Source organism: Pseudomonas sp. GW821-FHT12A04 (assembly GCF_058807755.1).
This window is the reverse complement of the sequence record NZ_JBXAQZ010000016.1, coordinates 1-17,831: the sequence shown is the minus strand read 5'-3', so window position 1 is coordinate 17,831 and position 17,831 is coordinate 1. Positions and strand designations below refer to the sequence as shown.

The 17,831-nt window shown below is 59.9% G+C and carries 10 protein-coding genes; 2 read left to right on the top strand and 8 right to left on the bottom strand.

Features of this window, described 5'->3' with window-relative positions; translation table 11 throughout:
• Positions 1 to 12: 12 nt before the first annotated feature.
• The 8 genes from AC1RS8_RS23430 to AC1RS8_RS23395 all read right to left on the bottom strand — a co-directional run bounded on the left by AC1RS8_RS23430 (position 13) and on the right by AC1RS8_RS23395 (position 14,087).
• Positions 13 to 687, bottom strand: a complete 675-nt coding sequence (locus AC1RS8_RS23430) for an alginate O-acetyltransferase AlgF (protein WP_429521181.1) — start codon at positions 685 to 687, stop codon at positions 13 to 15.
• Entirely contained in the window at positions 684 to 1,352 is a 669-nt protein-coding gene (locus AC1RS8_RS23425) for an SGNH/GDSL hydrolase family protein (RefSeq protein WP_489340326.1), read from the bottom strand. Before AC1RS8_RS23425 ends, AC1RS8_RS23430 begins: the two co-directional genes overlap by 4 nt.
• 17 nt (positions 1,353 to 1,369) lie before the next feature.
• On the bottom strand, positions 1,370 to 5,236 hold the full coding sequence (locus tag AC1RS8_RS23420; protein WP_489340327.1) for a cellulose synthase subunit BcsC-related outer membrane protein: 3,867 nt from the start codon (positions 5,234 to 5,236) through the stop codon (positions 1,370 to 1,372).
• Entirely contained in the window at positions 5,212 to 6,438 is a 1,227-nt protein-coding gene (gene bcsZ, locus AC1RS8_RS23415; protein WP_489340328.1) for a cellulose synthase complex periplasmic endoglucanase BcsZ, read from the bottom strand. The genes AC1RS8_RS23420 and bcsZ overlap by 25 nt, the downstream gene beginning before the upstream one ends.
• A gap of 22 nt (positions 6,439 to 6,460) precedes the next feature.
• Positions 6,461 to 8,764, bottom strand: coding sequence for a cellulose biosynthesis cyclic di-GMP-binding regulatory protein BcsB (gene bcsB / locus AC1RS8_RS23410; RefSeq protein ID WP_489340329.1), 2,304 nt, complete (start codon positions 8,762 to 8,764; stop codon positions 6,461 to 6,463).
• Entirely contained in the window at positions 8,761 to 10,992 is a 2,232-nt protein-coding gene (gene bcsA / locus AC1RS8_RS23405) for a UDP-forming cellulose synthase catalytic subunit (RefSeq protein WP_489340330.1), read from the bottom strand. The genes bcsB and bcsA overlap by 4 nt, the downstream gene beginning before the upstream one ends.
• Positions 10,989 to 12,167 carry a cellulose biosynthesis protein BcsQ gene (gene bcsQ, locus AC1RS8_RS23400; RefSeq protein ID WP_489340331.1) on the bottom strand — a complete coding sequence of 393 codons (1,179 nt, stop codon included), beginning with the start codon at positions 12,165 to 12,167 and terminating at the stop codon, positions 10,989 to 10,991. Before bcsQ ends, bcsA begins: the two co-directional genes overlap by 4 nt.
• Positions 12,168 to 12,695: 528 nt before the next feature.
• Complete coding sequence (locus AC1RS8_RS23395) at positions 12,696 to 14,087, bottom strand: aldehyde dehydrogenase family protein (RefSeq protein WP_489340332.1); 1,392 nt, start codon at positions 14,085 to 14,087, stop codon at positions 12,696 to 12,698.
• Positions 14,088 to 14,187: 100 nt separating this feature from the next.
• Here AC1RS8_RS23395 and ptrR point away from each other — a divergent pair, with 100 nt between their 5' ends.
• The gene (ptrR, locus tag AC1RS8_RS23390; RefSeq protein WP_150812772.1) at positions 14,188 to 15,066 is read left to right on the top strand and encodes a putrescine utilization regulator PtrR; all 879 of its coding nucleotides are present in this window, start codon (positions 14,188 to 14,190) and stop codon (positions 15,064 to 15,066) included.
• Positions 15,067 to 15,143: 77 nt separating this feature from the next.
• Positions 15,144 to 17,348, top strand: a complete 2,205-nt coding sequence (locus AC1RS8_RS23385) for an OsmC domain/YcaO domain-containing protein (RefSeq protein ID WP_150812773.1) — start codon at positions 15,144 to 15,146, stop codon at positions 17,346 to 17,348.
• Positions 17,349 to 17,831: the final 483 nt, after the last annotated feature.

The window sequence follows — 17,831 nt, the reverse complement described above, 5'->3', positions numbered from 1 at the left end:
GGCGCGATCCGATCAGTGGGCCAGGACGTCAGTCGCGAGCAACAGGTAAGGGCCATTTGCGCCAGGCAGCAGCACGACGCTGTAGCGCTCGCCGGCCTTGAGCTGGCCCAGGTCCAGCGGGGCACCGACGTTGGTTTGGGCGCAGACCAATTGAACCGACAGGCTGACCGGGTTGATCGCTCGGCGTTGCACGCTGCCGTTGGCCACTTCCTTGAACAGGTCGGCGTTCTTCCCCGCAGCGCGCAACCCGGCCTGGGTGCACGCAGGATCGGCGCTGATAAACGCCAGCGAGGCCCTCAGGCTATTGAAATCGTCGGGTTGCTCACGGATGACGACCTGGCGGATACCTTGTGCGCTGTCCGGCAAGGCGATCACGCTGGCGAATTCGCCTGCCGCCACCTGAATGTCCAGCGGCTGGCTATTGCCGTTGCGTTCCAGGGTGCCCTTGATCGGCTGGTTGGCGGGCACGGGCAAGTAGTCGGACACAGCATGGGTGCCTTCGAGTTTGAGGCTAGCCCGCGAGCCTTCGGCGAGCAGTTGCAGTGGGCTGTCGGCGGCATTGATAAAGCGGAGGAAGGCCGAGTCCTGATCCGGACCCGTCGGGTACAGGGCAATGTCGGCAGCCTCGGCGTGCAGGCTCAGCATCAAGGGCGCGAACAGTGCCCAGCTGAATGCGGATCGGGTCATTTACCGGCTCCTGTGCTGCTGATGCGGTCAGCGGGCAGTTTGGTCACGGCATCACCGATCGCATTGCCCCAGGATTGATAACCGGCGACGGTGAAGTGCTGGCCGTCGGTGGTGATCCACTGTCCGGGTTTGGAAAACGTCAGCGAATCGATGTAGGTGCAAGGCGCCACGTTCGCGGCCAGAAACTGCGACATCAACTGGGTGCGGGCGTCATTCTTCTGGTACATGCCACCGGCTTTGCCCCAGGCCGGGCCCACCCAGGCGCAGCGGGTCCCGGTGGCCGCGATGGCCTTGGCCAGGCCGGTGACGCTTTGCCATGCCCAGGCCTTCGGAAACACCGGCTTGTCATAGGACGCCATGGTGTCGCCGATGACCAGTACCACCAGGTCGGGCTTGTCGGCGGCGATCAGGTCCTGGATCGGTGTGGTAGTGGCGTCACGGCCCTTGATCACGATCTTGTCGTTGCCTTTGCGCTCGGCACCGCAGTCGACCTTCTTGCTGATCAGCCAGTCGCCGGCGCTGGCGCCGCAGGCACCGATGGAGTGGACCTGGGCGCCTTGGCGCGTCAGGTTGTCGTGCAGCGGCTCCAGCAAATGGTCCGCAAGGCTCATGTGGCTCTCCCCAAGGACAAGGAGAGTCAGACCGGCAAGGGCAGAAGTGGGCATCGAAAGCTCCAGAATGATCAGTTGGAATAAGGCGAGGTGTACGGGCTGACCGGCAGGCTCATGGGGCCGTTGATCTCCTCGAACTGGTAGCGCAAGGACAGGGCACCGCTGATTTGTTGGTAGTCGCGGGCGTTGTCCAGGCCCAGATTGGCGCCCAGCAGGAAGTTCGAAGCGACCTTGTATTCAGCCGCCGCGGCGACGCTGTAGCCGATCCCGGTTTTGTTTTGCCCGGCGTAGCGCAGGCCCGAGGCCGCCTGCAGGGCTTTGTCGGTCGGGAAATAGTCGACGCTGTCCTGCTCGAAATGCTGCACGCCGACCGAACCCTTGACTTGATACGTCAAGCGCCCGGTGCGTTGTGCCCAGGTCACCGGTACGCCCAGGGCGAAGAACGTCTGCGGGCTGAAATAGCCGCCGTGGCCGTATGTGAAATAGTCCTGGTTGTTGGCGTAGCTGATGCCGGTCATGCTCAGGCCGACGGTCAGTTTGCTGTCCGTTGCGTTTTGCAGGTACCAGTACACACCGCTGCCCAGTTCACTACGGCTGTTGGACTCGACATGGTTGCCCAATAACTGGTGCCAGGAGGCGTAGCCATATACGCCGACTTCGTTGTCGTCGAAGCTCAACTGGCCGCGCCCGCCATTGGCGGTCACTCCGCCCCAGGACTGCCCGCTGCGTTTGTCCGTGGTGCCGGCAAACGAGGTGACGCTGTCAGTCACCGGACGCCGGGAAACGCTCACGCCGTAACGGACATTAGAGGTGTCGCTGATGGGGCGATCAACGCTGATGCCGCCGGTGGCTGTGCTGTATTTGAAGCCGAGGGGGGTGGTGCCGAGATCGGCTTTGAGCCCATCCGCGGGCCGTTGAATGGCGACGGAAAGGCCGACGCCCTCGGCTTTTTGCGAACCGACGCTGCCGCTCTGCGCACCATTGCCAAAACGCGACAACGCCTCGCTGCTGGCACTGCCGGCGTTCAGCGAGACCGGCGTCACGCGCAGGGCGACGCGGCTTTCATCCAGCGGAATATTGATTTCCAGCGGTGTTTCAATGTCGGTCAGTTTGCTCAGTTCCGACTCACTGTCGTTGCTACGAATGCTCACGCCCTGGGTGACGTAGGCACTGCGCTCCTGGAGGATTTTATTCAGTGCCAGTTGCGCGGGGCTGATGTCCTCGCTCACCAATGCTGCGCGTGGCAGCTGCGACTCGAATGGATTGCTCGCCTGCTGCGGCCTTGGCGGGGCATCGACGCCGAAAGGGGTGTGGGACGTCATGCGGCCCGGCATCTCTTGAACCGGTGGCGGGATGGCTGCCAGTAAAGTGTCGCGACTGACTTCGTTACGTGAGCCCGACACCCCGGCAAAAGGGTTGGGCGCCACCGTCGAACCGGCCAGTTGGCCGCCCTGGCTTCTGCGTTTCTCGCTCTGTTCGATGGCCACGGCCTTGCGCAGCAGATCGGTGGCCGTGCCGGTTTTGCCCATGTTCTGGTAGAGACGTGCGGCCTCGGTCAGCGTTTGAGGGTTACCGGATTCGGTCTTGAGCAGCTGTTGCAGCGCCTGTTCTGCAAAGGCCGTGTCATGTGCCAGCACCGCCGCGTCGGCAGCACCCAGCAGCAGTTGTGGGTCGTTTGGCTGGCGCTGTAACAGCGGTTTGTAGAGTTCGAGGGCTTTTGCCGTGTCGCCATTGGCCGAGTACATCCGCGCCAGGGCTGCGACGGCAGCGCTGTCACCGGGACGTTGTGCCAGTGCGGGCGCCAGCGTGTCATAGGCATTGGCCAGATCGCCGCGTTCACGCAGTTGGTCAGCCTGGCGGATGCGATAGAGGTAGAGCAGGTCGTCGAAACGCTTGCGAGCCGGCGCGTTCAAGGGCCTGTTCTGAAGGTCGCGCAGAATCTCGTTGACCTGTGCGTCTTCTCCGGATTTAAGCAGGACAGCGGCGTATTGCAGGATGAAATCCGCCGAGGGCGCCGTGGTGTGTTGCAACTGGCCGCGCATGAGGGCCAGTGCACGGGTCGGTTCGCCGATGTCGACATAGGCCGTAGCCAGGCTCGCTGTGCGATCCGGACTGTTGTTGGCCATCGGCTGAATACGATCGAGCAAGGTCAGGGCTTCCTGGCGCTGTCCGCGTTTGCCCAACTCTATCGCCTGGCTGAGTTGCAGGTTGAGGCTGACATCAGCGGCCAGCGCTTGCATGTCCGGGGTGCGCTGGTCGGGGCGCAAGCGTCCCAATGTTGTCTGTGCGGCTTTCCACTCACCCATCTGGACCGACAGCAAGGCGCTGACGTAAAGCGCATCGGCATTGTCGGGATGGGCCTGGAGCATGGCGTTGATCAGGTCCCGGGCCTTTTGCGGTTCGTCCATCGCCAGGTTCAGGCGGGCCAGGGCGAAACGCGTCCAGATGTTGTCCGGTTCGTAGCGCAACGCGTCTTGCAAGGCGTTGCGCGCTGCGGGCAGGTCGTTGCGTTGTTCGGCGAGGGCGGCCAGTTGCGTCGCACGCAAGGCTTTCAGGCGTGCGGACTGGCCGATCTTTGCCTGCCCGGTGGCGGGCAGGCTGTTGATCAGTTGCAGCGCTTCATCGTTCTTGCCGCTCTTGAGCAGCACGTTGACCAGCCCTTCCTGTGCTTGAGGGTCGTCGCGGCGCAGGTTCAATACCTGGCGATAGTTGCCCTGAGCGTCATCGAACTGACCCGCGCTGGCCTGAATATCCGCCAGGGCGAGGCGAGCGTCGACCCCGTTCGGGGCCAGGCGCAGCGCCTGGTTTACCAGGGCCTGTGCCTGGGCTGTCTGGCCTTTGGCCTGGGCGTCCCGAGCCTGCTGCAACGCAGACCAGTAGCGCACTTCGTTCAGCGCGACTTGCCACTGGCTGCCGTCAGGTTGTCGCGTGGCCTGAACCAGGAGCTTTTCCGCTTCGGCCAGTCGGTGTTGCTGCTGGCGAACAACCCCAAGGCCGCCCAGCGCGTCGGCATCATCAGGTTGGGTTTTCAAGCGCGCTTGAAATGCCTGTTCGGCGGTGGCCTGATCGCCTGCCTTGAGCGCCTTCAGGCCGCGCGCGACGTCGGCGGGCGGTTGCCATGCCTTGCTGGCCGTCGTTGCTACTACCTGTTGCTTGCCCTTGTCCATCTGCGCCCGAATTTCCACGTCATCCGGATGCGTCTTGAGGTACGCCTCGAACAACGGCACTTGTGCCGGATTGGGTGGACCGATCCAGGTCAGCGCCAGGCGCCAGCTTTCGTCGGCATCACCGGCAATGTCGGTACGCTGGGTCAGCGCGGCCAGGGCGCGGATACCTTCGGCACGGCTGTCTTCATGGCGCACCAGATGCTTGGCGTAAAACAGCGCGACGATCGAGTCATTGGGCATTTCTCGTTGCAGGCGCTGAAATCCGCTGCGTGCTTCAGGCCAGTCAGCCTGATTGAAGGCAAGGTTGTTGTAATACTCGCGACCGATCGTGCCTTGAGGCGGACGGCCATCGAACAGCGAGCGAAACTCGGCGGTCGCCTTGTCGCGCTCACCGGCATCGACGAGGCGCCGAGCCTCTTCCAGGCGCTGCTGGCTCTGCGGTTGTGCCAGGGCGATGTCCTGCGCCAATTGCAGTGCCTGCCGAGGCGCTGGCTCGATGGCCTGCAAGCGGGCGAGGTATTGCTGCGCCTGTTGTGGCTTGCCCTGTTGCACGCCGATCAAACCCAGGCCATACAGTGCGTCAACCTGGACCGGGTCCAGCAGCAGGACTTTCAGCCAGACTTCCGCAGCGCGTTGAGGGTTTTTGTGCAACTGCCAGTACTGCCCTTGCTCGACGAGTAATGTCTGTGGCGTCGGACTTTGAGCGTGGGCAGCAGCGGCCGTCCATGCGCTCATGGCGGCGATGACTAGCGTGCGGTGGTGCGCGTGCATGCGGTCTCCCAGGAGAGTTTCAGCGTTCCGTCTTCCCGGAATCGGTAATGTTTATCTGCCCAGCCGAGCGCGAACAGGCTGAGCATCAAGTCGTAGTAACGCGGCGGACCGACGTCGGCATCAGGCCTGGCCAGTGCCTCGCGCAAGGCGAGTTCCACGCGGTGTCGCTGCTGATCGGCCAACCCGGGTTGCCCCTTGGCCTGAAGGTAGGGAATCAGCGCAGCCCGGAATCCGAACGGGCTCTGACCCCGGGCACTGCCGTGGCGAACCTCGACCGTTTCCGGGGGGGAACCCGTCGCGACAGTGCTGCGGGCCATGCCGTCCAGCCGTTTGAGCAGCAGCGCTGCCAGCGGCTCGGAGGTATCACTCATGCCCAGCCAGAGGTACACGCGAATGGCGTCGTAGCTGCCCGTGTCGCCATTGATCGGATCGCTGACGAAGACACCCGATTGCGCTGAAGTGCCTTGATAACCGACCCAGTCCGCGACGAAGCCGTGGCGGCTGGATTGGGCGATCATCGTCGCGGTGTTGCGGGCGATCGCTTGCCAGGGCCCGGACGGTGCTTCCTTGGCCAGCCGCCGTAACAGCGGCAGTGGCAGGTAGCTGGGGTTCAGGCGCCAGAGTGCGTCCGGCTGGACGAAGCCCTGTGGTCCAGGCAATACCATCGGACCCAGCCCGGGCAGGTTGACGACCAATTGCGCTTCGATCGTCGCCATCAGGTGCAGGGCGTCCTGGCGATAGTCCGGCCGATCCCACAGGCGTGCGGCTTCGAGCAGGGCGTAGGCGATCCACAGGTCGGCGTCGGCGGCCGAATTGGCGTCTTGCAGGCGCCACTGACCGTCCGTGTCTTGCCCCCATAACCAGCCCGGCAGGCGTGTGGCGATGTCTGCGCCGGCGAGATTGGCCGAGGTCCAGCGCCAGAGCGTGTCGAAGCGTGGCTGATCGTTGCCGATCAGTGCGAAGAGCATGCCGTAGGACTGCCCTTCAGAGGTGCTGTGATTGCTCTTCAGGCTCGATTCAAGAACCCGGCCGTCGTCCTGGACGAAGCGCGTTGCGTAGGTTTGCCACAGTGGCCAGGCTGGCGCCTCGCAGGAGTTTGCGGCCGCTATCGCCGGCGCCAGCAGGGCAAGCGTAAGCACAGCGCTCAACCTGCGCGCGTTACCGCGCAGGCCCTGGCGAAGTGAAGTACCCCGGCTGCTCATGGACGACACAGGCCTGCGCGGCTCATTGGCCAAGACGACGTTTGGCCCGTAAGCGCAGGGCCAGATAGGCCATGCAAGCAAGCAGCAGGACCCCGAGGAGGGTGAACAGCATGAGCGCAATTACGTTCTGCGAGAGGTACCACTGCAGATAGCGCAACGGACCCAGGCGCCCGACGTAGTAGTCCTGCTCGGCGACTAACGACTCGACATGCTTGCCCCTGACCACCACCAGACTGCCTTGCAATTGCTGGGCATTTTCTTCGCTGCTGAGCAGGGCGTTGGTCACGTCGGCCAGGCCGTCTGGCCTTGTGCCGGCGATAAACACCACGCTGCGGCCACTCTTGAGCGGCGATTCGAATCCGGTCAGATAAGCACTGCCGTCCTCAGCGCTAAACCTGAAGCTGCTGCGCGCTTCGCGTAGATTGGTTTTCGTATCCGGGCTGATCCAGTTGCGCAGGCGCAAGGGCAGGTCAGACAGTTCAAAGTACTGCGCAGCGTCTTCGCCTTTAGCCGGCAGAAGGCTTTGCCATTGCTGTAGCAGCGGCTGATTGTTGCCCGAGGCGAGTACCAGCAAATCCCGGTCGCTTTGCTCGGCCACCTGATCGGCGTGGACCACCTTCACGCCGGTGGCCGGATAACCGGTGGAGTCGCCGAAGCGGCCCAGCAGGGTCAGATAGGCGCTCAGGTCGGCCGGGCCTGGCTCGTTGGGCAGGATCACCGATGTTTCAGACAGGTCGGCCATGCGGGTGAACGGGAAGCCACTGTCCTTGAACACCCCGAGGTTGGGCATGGCCATGAAGTGTTCGTACTGGCTGAGGTCCAGGGTCGAGTCCGGGTCGATCACACCGCGCATGTTGTCGATGATGATGTCGCGGCATTCGCCCTGTTTGATGTAGTCATACATGAAGCGAAATTGCAGGCGCGATTGCAGCGCAACTGAATTGAGCGGCAACAGCATGCGCGACGTGCGGGCCAGGCTGTCGTCGGTTTTGAGCATCGACAGCAGGCTGTCGCTGTTGCCGAGTTTCTCGATCGAGGGCAGGTCGATCGACTTGATGAAGGTGTCGTTGAAACTGATCAGCAACGAAGAGTTTGTGGAGACCGGTTGCGGCGTATAGCGGTATTTCAGGTCAAGTTGCGCACCGGGCTCACGCCAGTTGAACAGGTCGGGTGGCAAGCGCAGCGCCACCGTCATTTGTCCCGGGTTGTAACCCGACACATTGAGTTCTGCGGGCTTGGCCAGCTCACCCAGGCGAACCGGGCGATCGGAGGGCAGCCAGTTTGGCGCGTCGTACGGTTGGCGTGGCTTGAGCGAGTCGATCCGGTCGATCACCACGCTCTGTCCGGAAAAGGCCGAGCCGCCGAGGACCAACGCTGTCGCGGCGACCTTGAGATCGGCGCCATCGCGCCCGGAGACGATCAACAGTTTGCCCTGAGCATCATTCGGGTTGCTCATGAGGGTCAATGTCGGCCCCGTGGCCTCTTTGATCGGCAAACCACTCAAGGTCGTTGATTCGTTACCGATGACAAACACCACCGCGTTGCCCTTGGCCGGCAGGCTGGTGAGGCTGGCAGGGAAGGTTGCGCCACGGTAGCTGGCCAGGGCGCCAAACCAGGACGACAGGATCCCGGCGGCCTCAAGCTCAGGACCGCCCGGGCGCGTGGCGAACACGAAGGGCAGCTTCAGGGGCGAGGCGTCTCGACGATCGAACAGGGGAAGCGGCAGAGCGGACAGGTCGTTGGGCTGTTTAATCGACGTCACCTGGAGGCTCAGCTGGCTCTCGTTGCCGATCCTGGCCCAAAGGCTGGAGTGCAAAGGGTCTTCACATTGCATCGTGTAATGACCGATGAACTGCAGGCTGAGCCGATTGAATTCGGTGATGGTCTGCGGCGGAATCTGCACGGTCCGGGTCTGCAATTTACCGGCCTCTTCCTTCGGGAGGGGCAGGCTGGCGGCCACTTGATCGTTGATCAGCACGTTGATTTGCGAAAGGTCGGCCAGCAGCGCCGGTGAGTAGCTGTACTGCAGCGTGACCTGTGCAGCCGTGACGACCTCATCGGCGCGCACATCGAAATTCACACTGTCGGTAGCCTCCACGCCTTTTAGGGTCATCGAATAGCTTTTGCCCAGCTCCTTGAGGGTGCGGGTATAGCTGTTGCCCGGGGCATCGGTCACGGGCAACGATGCGACCGGCAACACCGCCGGCTCTGTGGCGCTGATTTGGGCGGCAGCACTCAATGCCCAGCCGTTCCAGCCCACTAGCGAGCAGGCGATCAGCATGAGTGAGCGACGAGGAAGAAAGGTCCGGCGAGTGGAAGGCTTCAAGATCGTTGCGTGTCCGCGGTGGAGTCGATGGGTGATGGAGTGTCGGGGCGTTTGCGCAGCAGCGCGTGGCTGTCCTTCAGGCTTGCAACGAACAAGCGCAGGATGGCGCGTAAGCCAATGCTGCTGACCTCGCGCAATGCCGACATGGGCGCGTCGAGGCGGCCGTTACCCCAGGTATTGGCCCAGGTGTCGGCCCGTGAAAAGGTCAGTCGCACCAGTTCACTTTGCTGGCGCAGGGTCAAACCTTCGAATTGCACGCCTGCAACGCCGTCGTTGTTGAAGATCGTTGTTGCGGGAAATAGGCTTGAAGGCGGCGTGCGCAAAATGCACAGCCGCAGCTTCTCATCGACGTTGAGCTGCACCTGCGGTGGCAGTGCCAGACCCACGCCGTTTTGTGAGAAGTCCTGAGTTTTGCAATCGAACCAGGTGCCGTCTTCGCGGTAGACACGCACGGGCAGGTCAGCGGGCACCCTGGGTTCGTTGCGTACCTGAGAGGACTCAGTGGCCACCGCTACGGCGGTGCTGACGATGATGATGTTGTACACGGTCCAGGCCAGGTTGATCAGCAAGGTCGTGACCTCGGCCGAATCACTCCCGACCAGCTTCATCACGCCAATCACCAGACCGATCATGTTCAAGGTCAGCAGCACGATGTAAGGCCGTGCAAGCTTCCAGTCGAAATAGTCCTTCTCGATGGTGCCGCCCTTGTCGGTCACATTGAACTTGCCCAGCGAAGGGCTGATCAGGGCCAACAGTACCGGTCGCATGATGTACCAGGCCAACACCGACTCATACACTTCGTTCCAGAAGGAATGGCGGAAACGCCCCTGGATGGCGGAGTTGGTCAGGCTGGAATGGAAAATATGCGGCAGTACATAGACCGTGACCATCAACGCCGAGGCATGGAAAATCTGCGCGTCGAAAAACAGGTAGGCCAAGGGTGCGGTCAAGAACACCAGGCGGGGCAGGCTGTAGAAAAAGTGCATCATGGCGTTGAGGTAGCAGATGCGCTGCCCCAGGTTCAGACCTTTGCCAAATAGCGGATTGTCGGTCCGAAAAATCTGCGCCATGCCCCGTGCCCAACGTATGCGCTGGCTGATGTGTCGGGAAAGGCTTTCGGTGGCCAGGCCCGCCGCTTGTGGAATGGCGAGATAGGCCGTATTGAAGCCACGGCGATTGAGCTTGAGTGCCGTGTGCGCATCCTCCGTCACGGTTTCGGTGGCGATGCCGCCGACTTCCAGCAAGTGAGTCCGCCGGATGACCGCGCAAGAGCCGCAGAAAAATGCTGCGTTCCACAGGTCGTTGCCGTCCTGCACCAGGCCGTAGAACAACTCACCTTCATTGGGTACCGAGCGAAAGGTATCGAGGTTTTTTTCGAACGGATCGGGTGAATAGAAGAAGTGCGGTGTTTGCAGCAACGCCAGGTTCGGGTCCTTTGAAAACCAGCCCATGGTGATCTGCAGGAAGGAGCGGGTGGGCACGTGGTCGGCATCGAATATGGCGATGAACTCGCCGTCGGTGACTTTGAGTGCTTCGTTGAGGTTGCCGGCCTTGGCATGGTCATTGTTGTCGCGGGTGATGTAGTTGACACCAATCTGCTGACAGAAAGCCTTGAATTCCTCCCGGCGTCCGTCATCGAGCATGTGCACCCGCAGTTTGCCCTCGGGCCAGTCGATGGCCTGAGCGGCAAGCACCACCAGTTTGACGATGCCCAACGCTTCGTTATAGGTGGGAATGAAAACGTCTACCGTCGGCCATTCAGCGGGTGGTTGTTGCAGAAACTGCGGTTTGCGGTGCAGCGGCCAGGCGGTCTGTACGTAGCCGAAGACGAGGATGAGCAAGGCATACAGCTCGGCCAGCACCAGCCCGTAGCCAAATACGGCATCCAGCCAATTGTCGAAGCCCAGGGTGTCGGTCAGGCGCCAGTACATGTAGCGCAGCGAAGCGATCAGCGAGAGGGTGATCAGCGTCAGGATCGCCAGACGCCCGGCTTGCTTGCGGATAATCAGGCTGGTGGCGAAACAGACGGCAGCAAACGCGGCCTGGGAATACAGGTTCAGCGGCGCGGTGAGGATACCCAGCACCAGCAATGCGGCGAACAGCCCGGCTGAGAGCTTCAGACCTTGGCGCCAACGCTTGGGCCATCGACTGACGTGAGCCTGGAAAGTGTCCAATAGCTCCTCCAGCCACCACGCCTTCGCAGGTGCCTGATTCAGCCGGGCGGTCATGGCGTGCCCTGCAGGCTGGAAGCATCCGCGAAAAGCAGGGCATGGACTGCGCCTGACAGCGAGAGAATGTCCTGACAGCCAATGCTCTCAGGTGCGTACTGCAGCAGGTCCCGACCATAGGCCAGCGACTCGTTGAACTGGTGATCGAGGCGAATCGTCCCGATCAGGTTGGCGCCGAGCCGCCGCCGAAACAGCACGCCCATGTCCCTGCAGAACGAACGCGAGTCATCCCGTTGGTTGAGCACATACCGGTGCCGCTGCGCGCGTCTTGGGCTGGTTTCCAGCCACTGGGTCATAGTGTCCAGTGCCAGGTAGGAGGCCGCGTCGGCCACCGTCATTACCAGCACCAGATCGGCGGCGTCGAGTGCCTGTTGCGAATAGACGGTCGCACCCGAAGGAGTGTCCAGGATCACGGTATCGTTTTCGCTGAGGTTCATTGACGCAAGGTGCTGATTCAACCAGTCAGAATCTTCAAGCATCAACTGCTTGAGCAATCGGCGGTCGTTCACCTCGCCAGTGCCGAAGGGCAGGCACTCGCTGTCGCTAAAGCCCGGCAGGCGATGAGCGCCCCAGTCTGCGTGCTGTTCTTTGAGCTGGATCAGCCCGGGAACCTGCCGGGTGATACCCAAGTGGCCGGACAGCGCGTTCTGAGGGTCCAGATCAATAGCGATGGTACGCCCGCCAGGGCGCCGAAGGGTTTTTGCGAGGCCGGCGGCGACGGTGCTTTTACCCACTCCACCATTCGCCGAAACGATAGCAATGACCTTCGCCTTGGTCCGCTTGCGAGTTATTTCTGGTAGACCGTCCCGACGAACCTGGTTGAGTTCACGCAACAGGTCGCTCAATCGCTGACGATCGCACGTAGCAGAACTCGCAGGTGGCTTGGTCAGGGGAGGGGATATGGGTGAAGGTTGCGAGAGGACAACATTCTTCACAGGCTCGACCAACGCGCCAACCAATAAAGAAGGCTGTGGCTCGTCCATTAGAAATACAGGGGGCGTTGGTGTTGGTGTTGGTGTTGGGGGAGGCAAGGCCACCGACGGTTCTGGCTCAGCGAGTGCTGGTGTAACCGGGTCGTCTTTGAAATCTTTGTAGTTCGGTTGTATTTCCTGGTAACTCTCCGCATTGGCGCCAAAACGTGTAAAGAGTTTCGCAATATCGTCTACATATTTCATGCGTTGTACCAGTTATGAAATAACTCAGAAACTCAGCATTCCATTAACTTTTAAAAGTTGATGCGTCGTCTTGGCGTTGGCAGAGTGCCATTAATCTAGGGTGTCTACGTCTTAGTGTCAACGAATGTTATAAGAAGTCAGCGAGACTAATTGATGTTGGTCTGACTGTTATTGGGAGGGGTGTTATTTGTGGAAAGTGTGAGTGTTAGAGTTTGTCCAGTAATCACTGTTCAATAAGGTGTAACAGGATGAAAGGTGATGGGGGTACTTGTCCGGATAAATAACTTTCGGTGCGATGGAGTGTGAATGTTGATCGCCTTCGATGAGGAGAGTGATGCGCAGGATGGTCCGTTTTTACTGGGCTTGAAGATGGGTAAATTGAACCAGGGATGAGTATTGATTAACTGTATGGGGTGGCAGGGAGCGAGTTTCAATCACTCCGTCCCGACCCTGTTTTTCAATGAATTAGCCCAGCCTGAGAAGGCTGGGCTTTTTCGTGTCTGAAAATTACCCCTATTTATACCGGCCCTAGCGCCGATCCAGCCAAACCGTTTGTGCATTACAGAATTCACGCACACCGAAATGCGAGAGTTCACGGCCAAAGCCACTCTTCTTCACGCCACCAAAACTGACACGCGGATCGCTGGCGCTATAGCCGTTGATGAACACGCCGCCGGTTTCAAGTTCGCTGGCCATCTGCCGGGCGAGTTCAACATTGCGCGTGTAGAGGGTGGCGGTGAGGCCGAACTCGCTATCATTGGCCAACTCCAGCGCATGGGCTGCGTCTCGGGCCGTGATGATTGAGGCCACTGGACCAAACAATTCCTGTTTGAATGATGTCATCTGATCGGTCACGTCGCCGAGTACAGTGGGCTCATAGTAGTTACCTGGGCCTTCAGCCTTCTTTCCACCCATCAGCAACGTCGCGCCTTCTTTTAGTGTGTCGCGCACCTGTTGATCCAGTTCATCGCGCAGATCGAAGCGAGCCATCGGGCCGATATAGGTGGTGGTAGCCAGTGGATCACCGACAACCAGTTGTTGGGTGGCCTCGACGAACTTGCGGGTAAATTCCCGGGCAATGCCTTGCTCGACTATCAGTCGTTTGGCTGCGGCGCAGACTTGTCCGGTGTTTTGATAGCGCCCGATCACGGCGGCTTTTACCGCCTCATCGAGGTCCGCGTCGTCCAGCACGATAAAGGGGTCGGAGCCACCCAGTTCCAATACGCATTTCTTCAGTGCGGCTCCGGCCTGAGCACCGATGGCCATGCCCGCTCGCACGCTACCGGTGAGGGTGACGGCCGCGATGCGTGGATCGGCGATCGCCTTGGATACACCGTCCGGGGTGACGTTGATGACCTCGAAAACACCTTCGGGGAAGTCCGCTTGCTTGAAGGCCTCCAGCAGCAGGTAGGTGCTGCCCATGACGTTTGGCGCGTGCTTGAGTACGTAGGTATTGCCGGCGAGCAGGGTGGGGACCGCGCCACGCAGGACTTGCCAGATGGGGAAGTTCCACGGCATCACGGCGAGAATCGGGCCCAGGGGACGATATTCAATGCGTGCCTTACCTCCTTCCACCAGAGTCGGTTCCGGGCTCAGCATGGCGGGGCCGTGTTCGGCGTACCACTGGCAGAGCTGCGCACATTTTTCGATTTCACCGCGGGCCTGAGCAATCGGCTTACCCATTTCCTGGGTGATCATGTTCGCCATGACCTGTGCATTGTTGCGCAAGGCCTGGCCGAGGTTGATCAACAGTTGCGCGCGCTGTTCAACCGGTTTGCCGCGCCAGGCACGAAACCCGGTAGTGGCCCGCGCCAGCGCGGCCTGTAATGCCGAATCGGATTCGAAAGGGTAATGGCCGATCTGCTCGCCCGTGGCGGGGTTGATCGAAATGGCATGGGTAAGGCTGGATACGTTGGTCATGGCACCGTCCTGCGAGGTAGGAATGTGCTCAGGTTATGGGGCTATATGTTTTCTGGAAACTGAATAATACTGAGCACAACGTTCACGTTTGGAGAATGGCTTGGATCTGGTTCAGCTCGAAATTTTCAAGGCTGTCGCCGAGCACGGCAGCATCAGCGTGGCCGCCCAGCATATTCACCGGGTGCCATCGAATCTCACGACCAGAATCAAACAGCTTGAACTGGACCTGGGTGTGGATCTGTTCATTCGCGAGAAGAGTCGCCTGCGCCTGTCGCCGGCCGGCTGGAGCTTTCTGGATTACGCTCGACGTATTCTCGACCTGGTTCAGGAGGCGCGCGCCACCGTGGCGGGTGAAGAACCGCAGGGAGCCTTCGCCCTGGGTTCGCTGGAAAGTACTGCAGCGGTACGTATTCCAGAGCTATTGGCCGCCTATAACCAGAAGCACGCCAAGGTCGAACTGGACCTGTCCACCGGCCCCTCCGGGACCATGATCGATGGAGTGCTGTCCGGGCGGCTGGCCGCTGCATTTGTCGATGGTCCGGTGTTGCATCCGGCGTTGGAGGGCGTGCCTGCATTCGAGGAGGAAATGGTCCTGATCGCACCCCTCAACCATGACCCGATTCATCGGGCCAAGGATGTGAATGGCGAAAACATCTATGCCTTCCGCTCCAACTGCTCCTATCGCCATCATTTCGAAAGCTGGTTCGCCAATGGCGCGGCGGTGCCCGGCAAGATTTTCGAAATGGAGTCCTATCACGGCATGCTGGCCTGCGTCAGCGCCGGTGCCGGCCTGGCGCTGATGCCCCGCAGCATGCTCGAAAGCATGCCTGGATGCACGACGGTCAGTGTCTGGCCTTTGTCGGAGTCGTTCCGCTATTTACGCACCTGGCTGGTGTGGCGCAGGGGGACCGTGTCGCAGAGCCTGACGATGTTTGTGCGCTTGCTTGAGGAGCGCGGTGTGGTGTTGATCGATAAATAGCGGAAAGTTAACGGTCTGTGCCGAAAAACCGGATAATGGCGGCCAAATCGTTTAGCTCGTTATTCTGGTAATCGCACATGGAAATCAAGGTCAACTTTCTCGACAACCTTCGACTTGAAGCCAAGTTCGACGACTTCACGGTGATTGCCGATCAACCCATTCGCTACAAGGGCGATGGCTCGGCACCGGGGCCGTTCGATTACTTCCTGGCTTCGTCGGCGTTGTGTGCGGCGTACTTCGTGAAGCTGTATTGCGAAACTCGCAATATCCCCACCGAAAATATCCGCCTGTCGCAGAACAACATTGTTGATCCGGAAAACCGCTACAACCAGATTTTCAAGATTCAGGTTGAATTGCCGGCGGACATTTCCGCCAAGGACCGTCAGGGGATCTTGCGCTCCATCGACCGTTGTACGGTAAAGAAGGTGGTGCAAACCGGGCCTGAGTTTGTGATTGAAGAGGTCGAAAACCTCGACGCCGATGCCCAGGCGTTGCTGATGCCGCACTCGACCAGCGAAGCGGGCACCTACATTGTGGGCAAGGACCTGCCGCTGGAGCAAACCATCGCCAACATGTCGGGCATCCTGGCTGACCTGGGCATGAAGATTGAAATCGCTTCGTGGCGCAATATCGTTCCCAATGTGTGGTCGCTGCACATCCGCGATGCGCACTCGCCAATGTGTTTTACCAACGGCAAAGGCGCGACCAAAGAAGGCGCGCTGGCATCGGCACTGGGCGAGTTTATCGAGCGGCTCAACTGCAACTTCTTCTACAACGATCAGTTCTGGGGCGAGGACATCGCCAACGCGGCGTTTGTGCATTACCCGGACGAGCGCTGGTTCAAGCCTGGCCCGAAGGACGAACTGCCGACTGAAATCCTCGACGAGTACTGCCTGAAGATTTACGACCGGGATGGCGAGTTGCGTGGTTCGCATCTGTACGACACCAACTCCGGCAACACCCAGCGTGGCATTTGTTCACTGCCGTTTGTGCGCCAGTCGGACAATGAGGTGGTGTACTTTCCGTCCAACCTGATCGAAAACCTGTTCCTGAGCAATGGCATGAGCGCCGGCAACACCCTGGCCGAAGCCCAGGTGCAGTGCCTGTCGGAGATCTTCGAGCGCGCGGTCAAACGCGAAATCCTCGAAGGCGAAATGGCCCTGCCGGATGTGCCGCAGGAAGTACTGGCGAAATACCCGGGGATTCTGGCTGGTATCCAGGCCCTGGAAGAGCAGGGCTTCCCGGTGCTGGTCAAGGATGCATCGCTGGGCGGGGAGTTCCCGGTGATGTGTGTGACCTTGATGAACCCGCGTACCGGTGGCGTGTTTGCCTCGTTCGGCGCGCACCCCAGCCTGGAAGTGGCGCTGGAGCGCAGCCTGACGGAGCTGCTGCAAGGCCGCAGTTTCGAAGGCCTGAACGATCTGCCTCAGCCGACCTTCGAAGGTCAGGCGGTGACTGAGCCGAACAACTTCGTCGAGCACTTTATCGATTCCAGTGGTGTGGTCTCGTGGCGCTTCTTTAGTGCAAAACCGGATTTTGAATTCGTTGAGTGGGATTTCTCCGGTCAAGGCGAAAACTCCAATACCGAAGAGGCCGCGACTCTGTTCGGCATTCTCGAAGACATGGGCAAAGAAGTGTACATGGCAGTCTATGAGCACATTGGTGCCAAGGCCTGCCGCATTCTGGTGCCGGGTTACTCGGAAATTTATCCGGTAGAAGATTTGATCTGGGATAACACCAACAAAGCGTTGCAGTTCCGCGCTGACATCCTGAACCTGCACAGCCTGAGCAAAGTCGGCCTGAGATCGCTGGCCCAAGGTCTGGAAAACAGCGAGCTGGATGACTACACCGACATCACCACTTTGATCGGCATCGAGTTCGACGACAACACGCCTTGGGGCAAGTTGACGATCCTGGAGCTGAGGCTGCTGATTTATCTCGCCTTGCAGAAGTTTGATCAGGCCAAGGATCTGGTGGAAGCCTTCTTGCAATACAACGACAACACCGTCGAGCGCGGCTTGTTTTATCAAGCCGTGAACGTCGTGCTGGAAATGCAGCTGGACGATGATCTGGAACTGAGCGACTACGAGGTCAACTTCCGCCGGATGTTCGGCAACGAGCGGATGGACGCGGCGATAGGGTCCGTGGATGGCAGCGTGCGATTCTATGGTCTGACGCCGACGAGCATGAAACTGGAAGGGCTCGACAGGCACCTTCGCCTGATCGAAAGCTACAAAAAGCTGCACATGGCGCGGGCGAGGGTGTCGGCTTTGTTCAACTGATAGCGATAATAAAAAAGCACCTTGGGTGCTTTTTTGTTTTTTGGCGGTCAGTCAATCGTCTGTGCACGTGGGCTGATTTTTTGGCTATGACATGGGTTGTGGCTGCCTATGGGGAAGCTCTTCTATATAGAGGGGCGTTCTGGCTCCTCTAAATAGGCGTCATTTGGGTCGGTTTGCTGCATTCTGCAGGATATTGATAGAAAACCCGAATCAGTGCTTGACGGCAGATTGTAGATGTCTATAATTCGCCCCACTTCCGGCGCAGTCGAAACGGAAAACTCCTTGGTAAACAAAGAGTTACGCAGTTTTCGGCAGCAGGTTGCTTCAGTTCATCGAAGCACAAAGGGAGTTGAAAAAGAGGTGTTGACAGCAGCGTGTAACGCTGTAGAATTCGCCTCCCGCTGACGAGAGATCTGAAGCGCAAGTGGTTGAAGTTGAAAAGGAAACTTGGAAAACTTCTGAAAATAATCACTTGACAGCAAA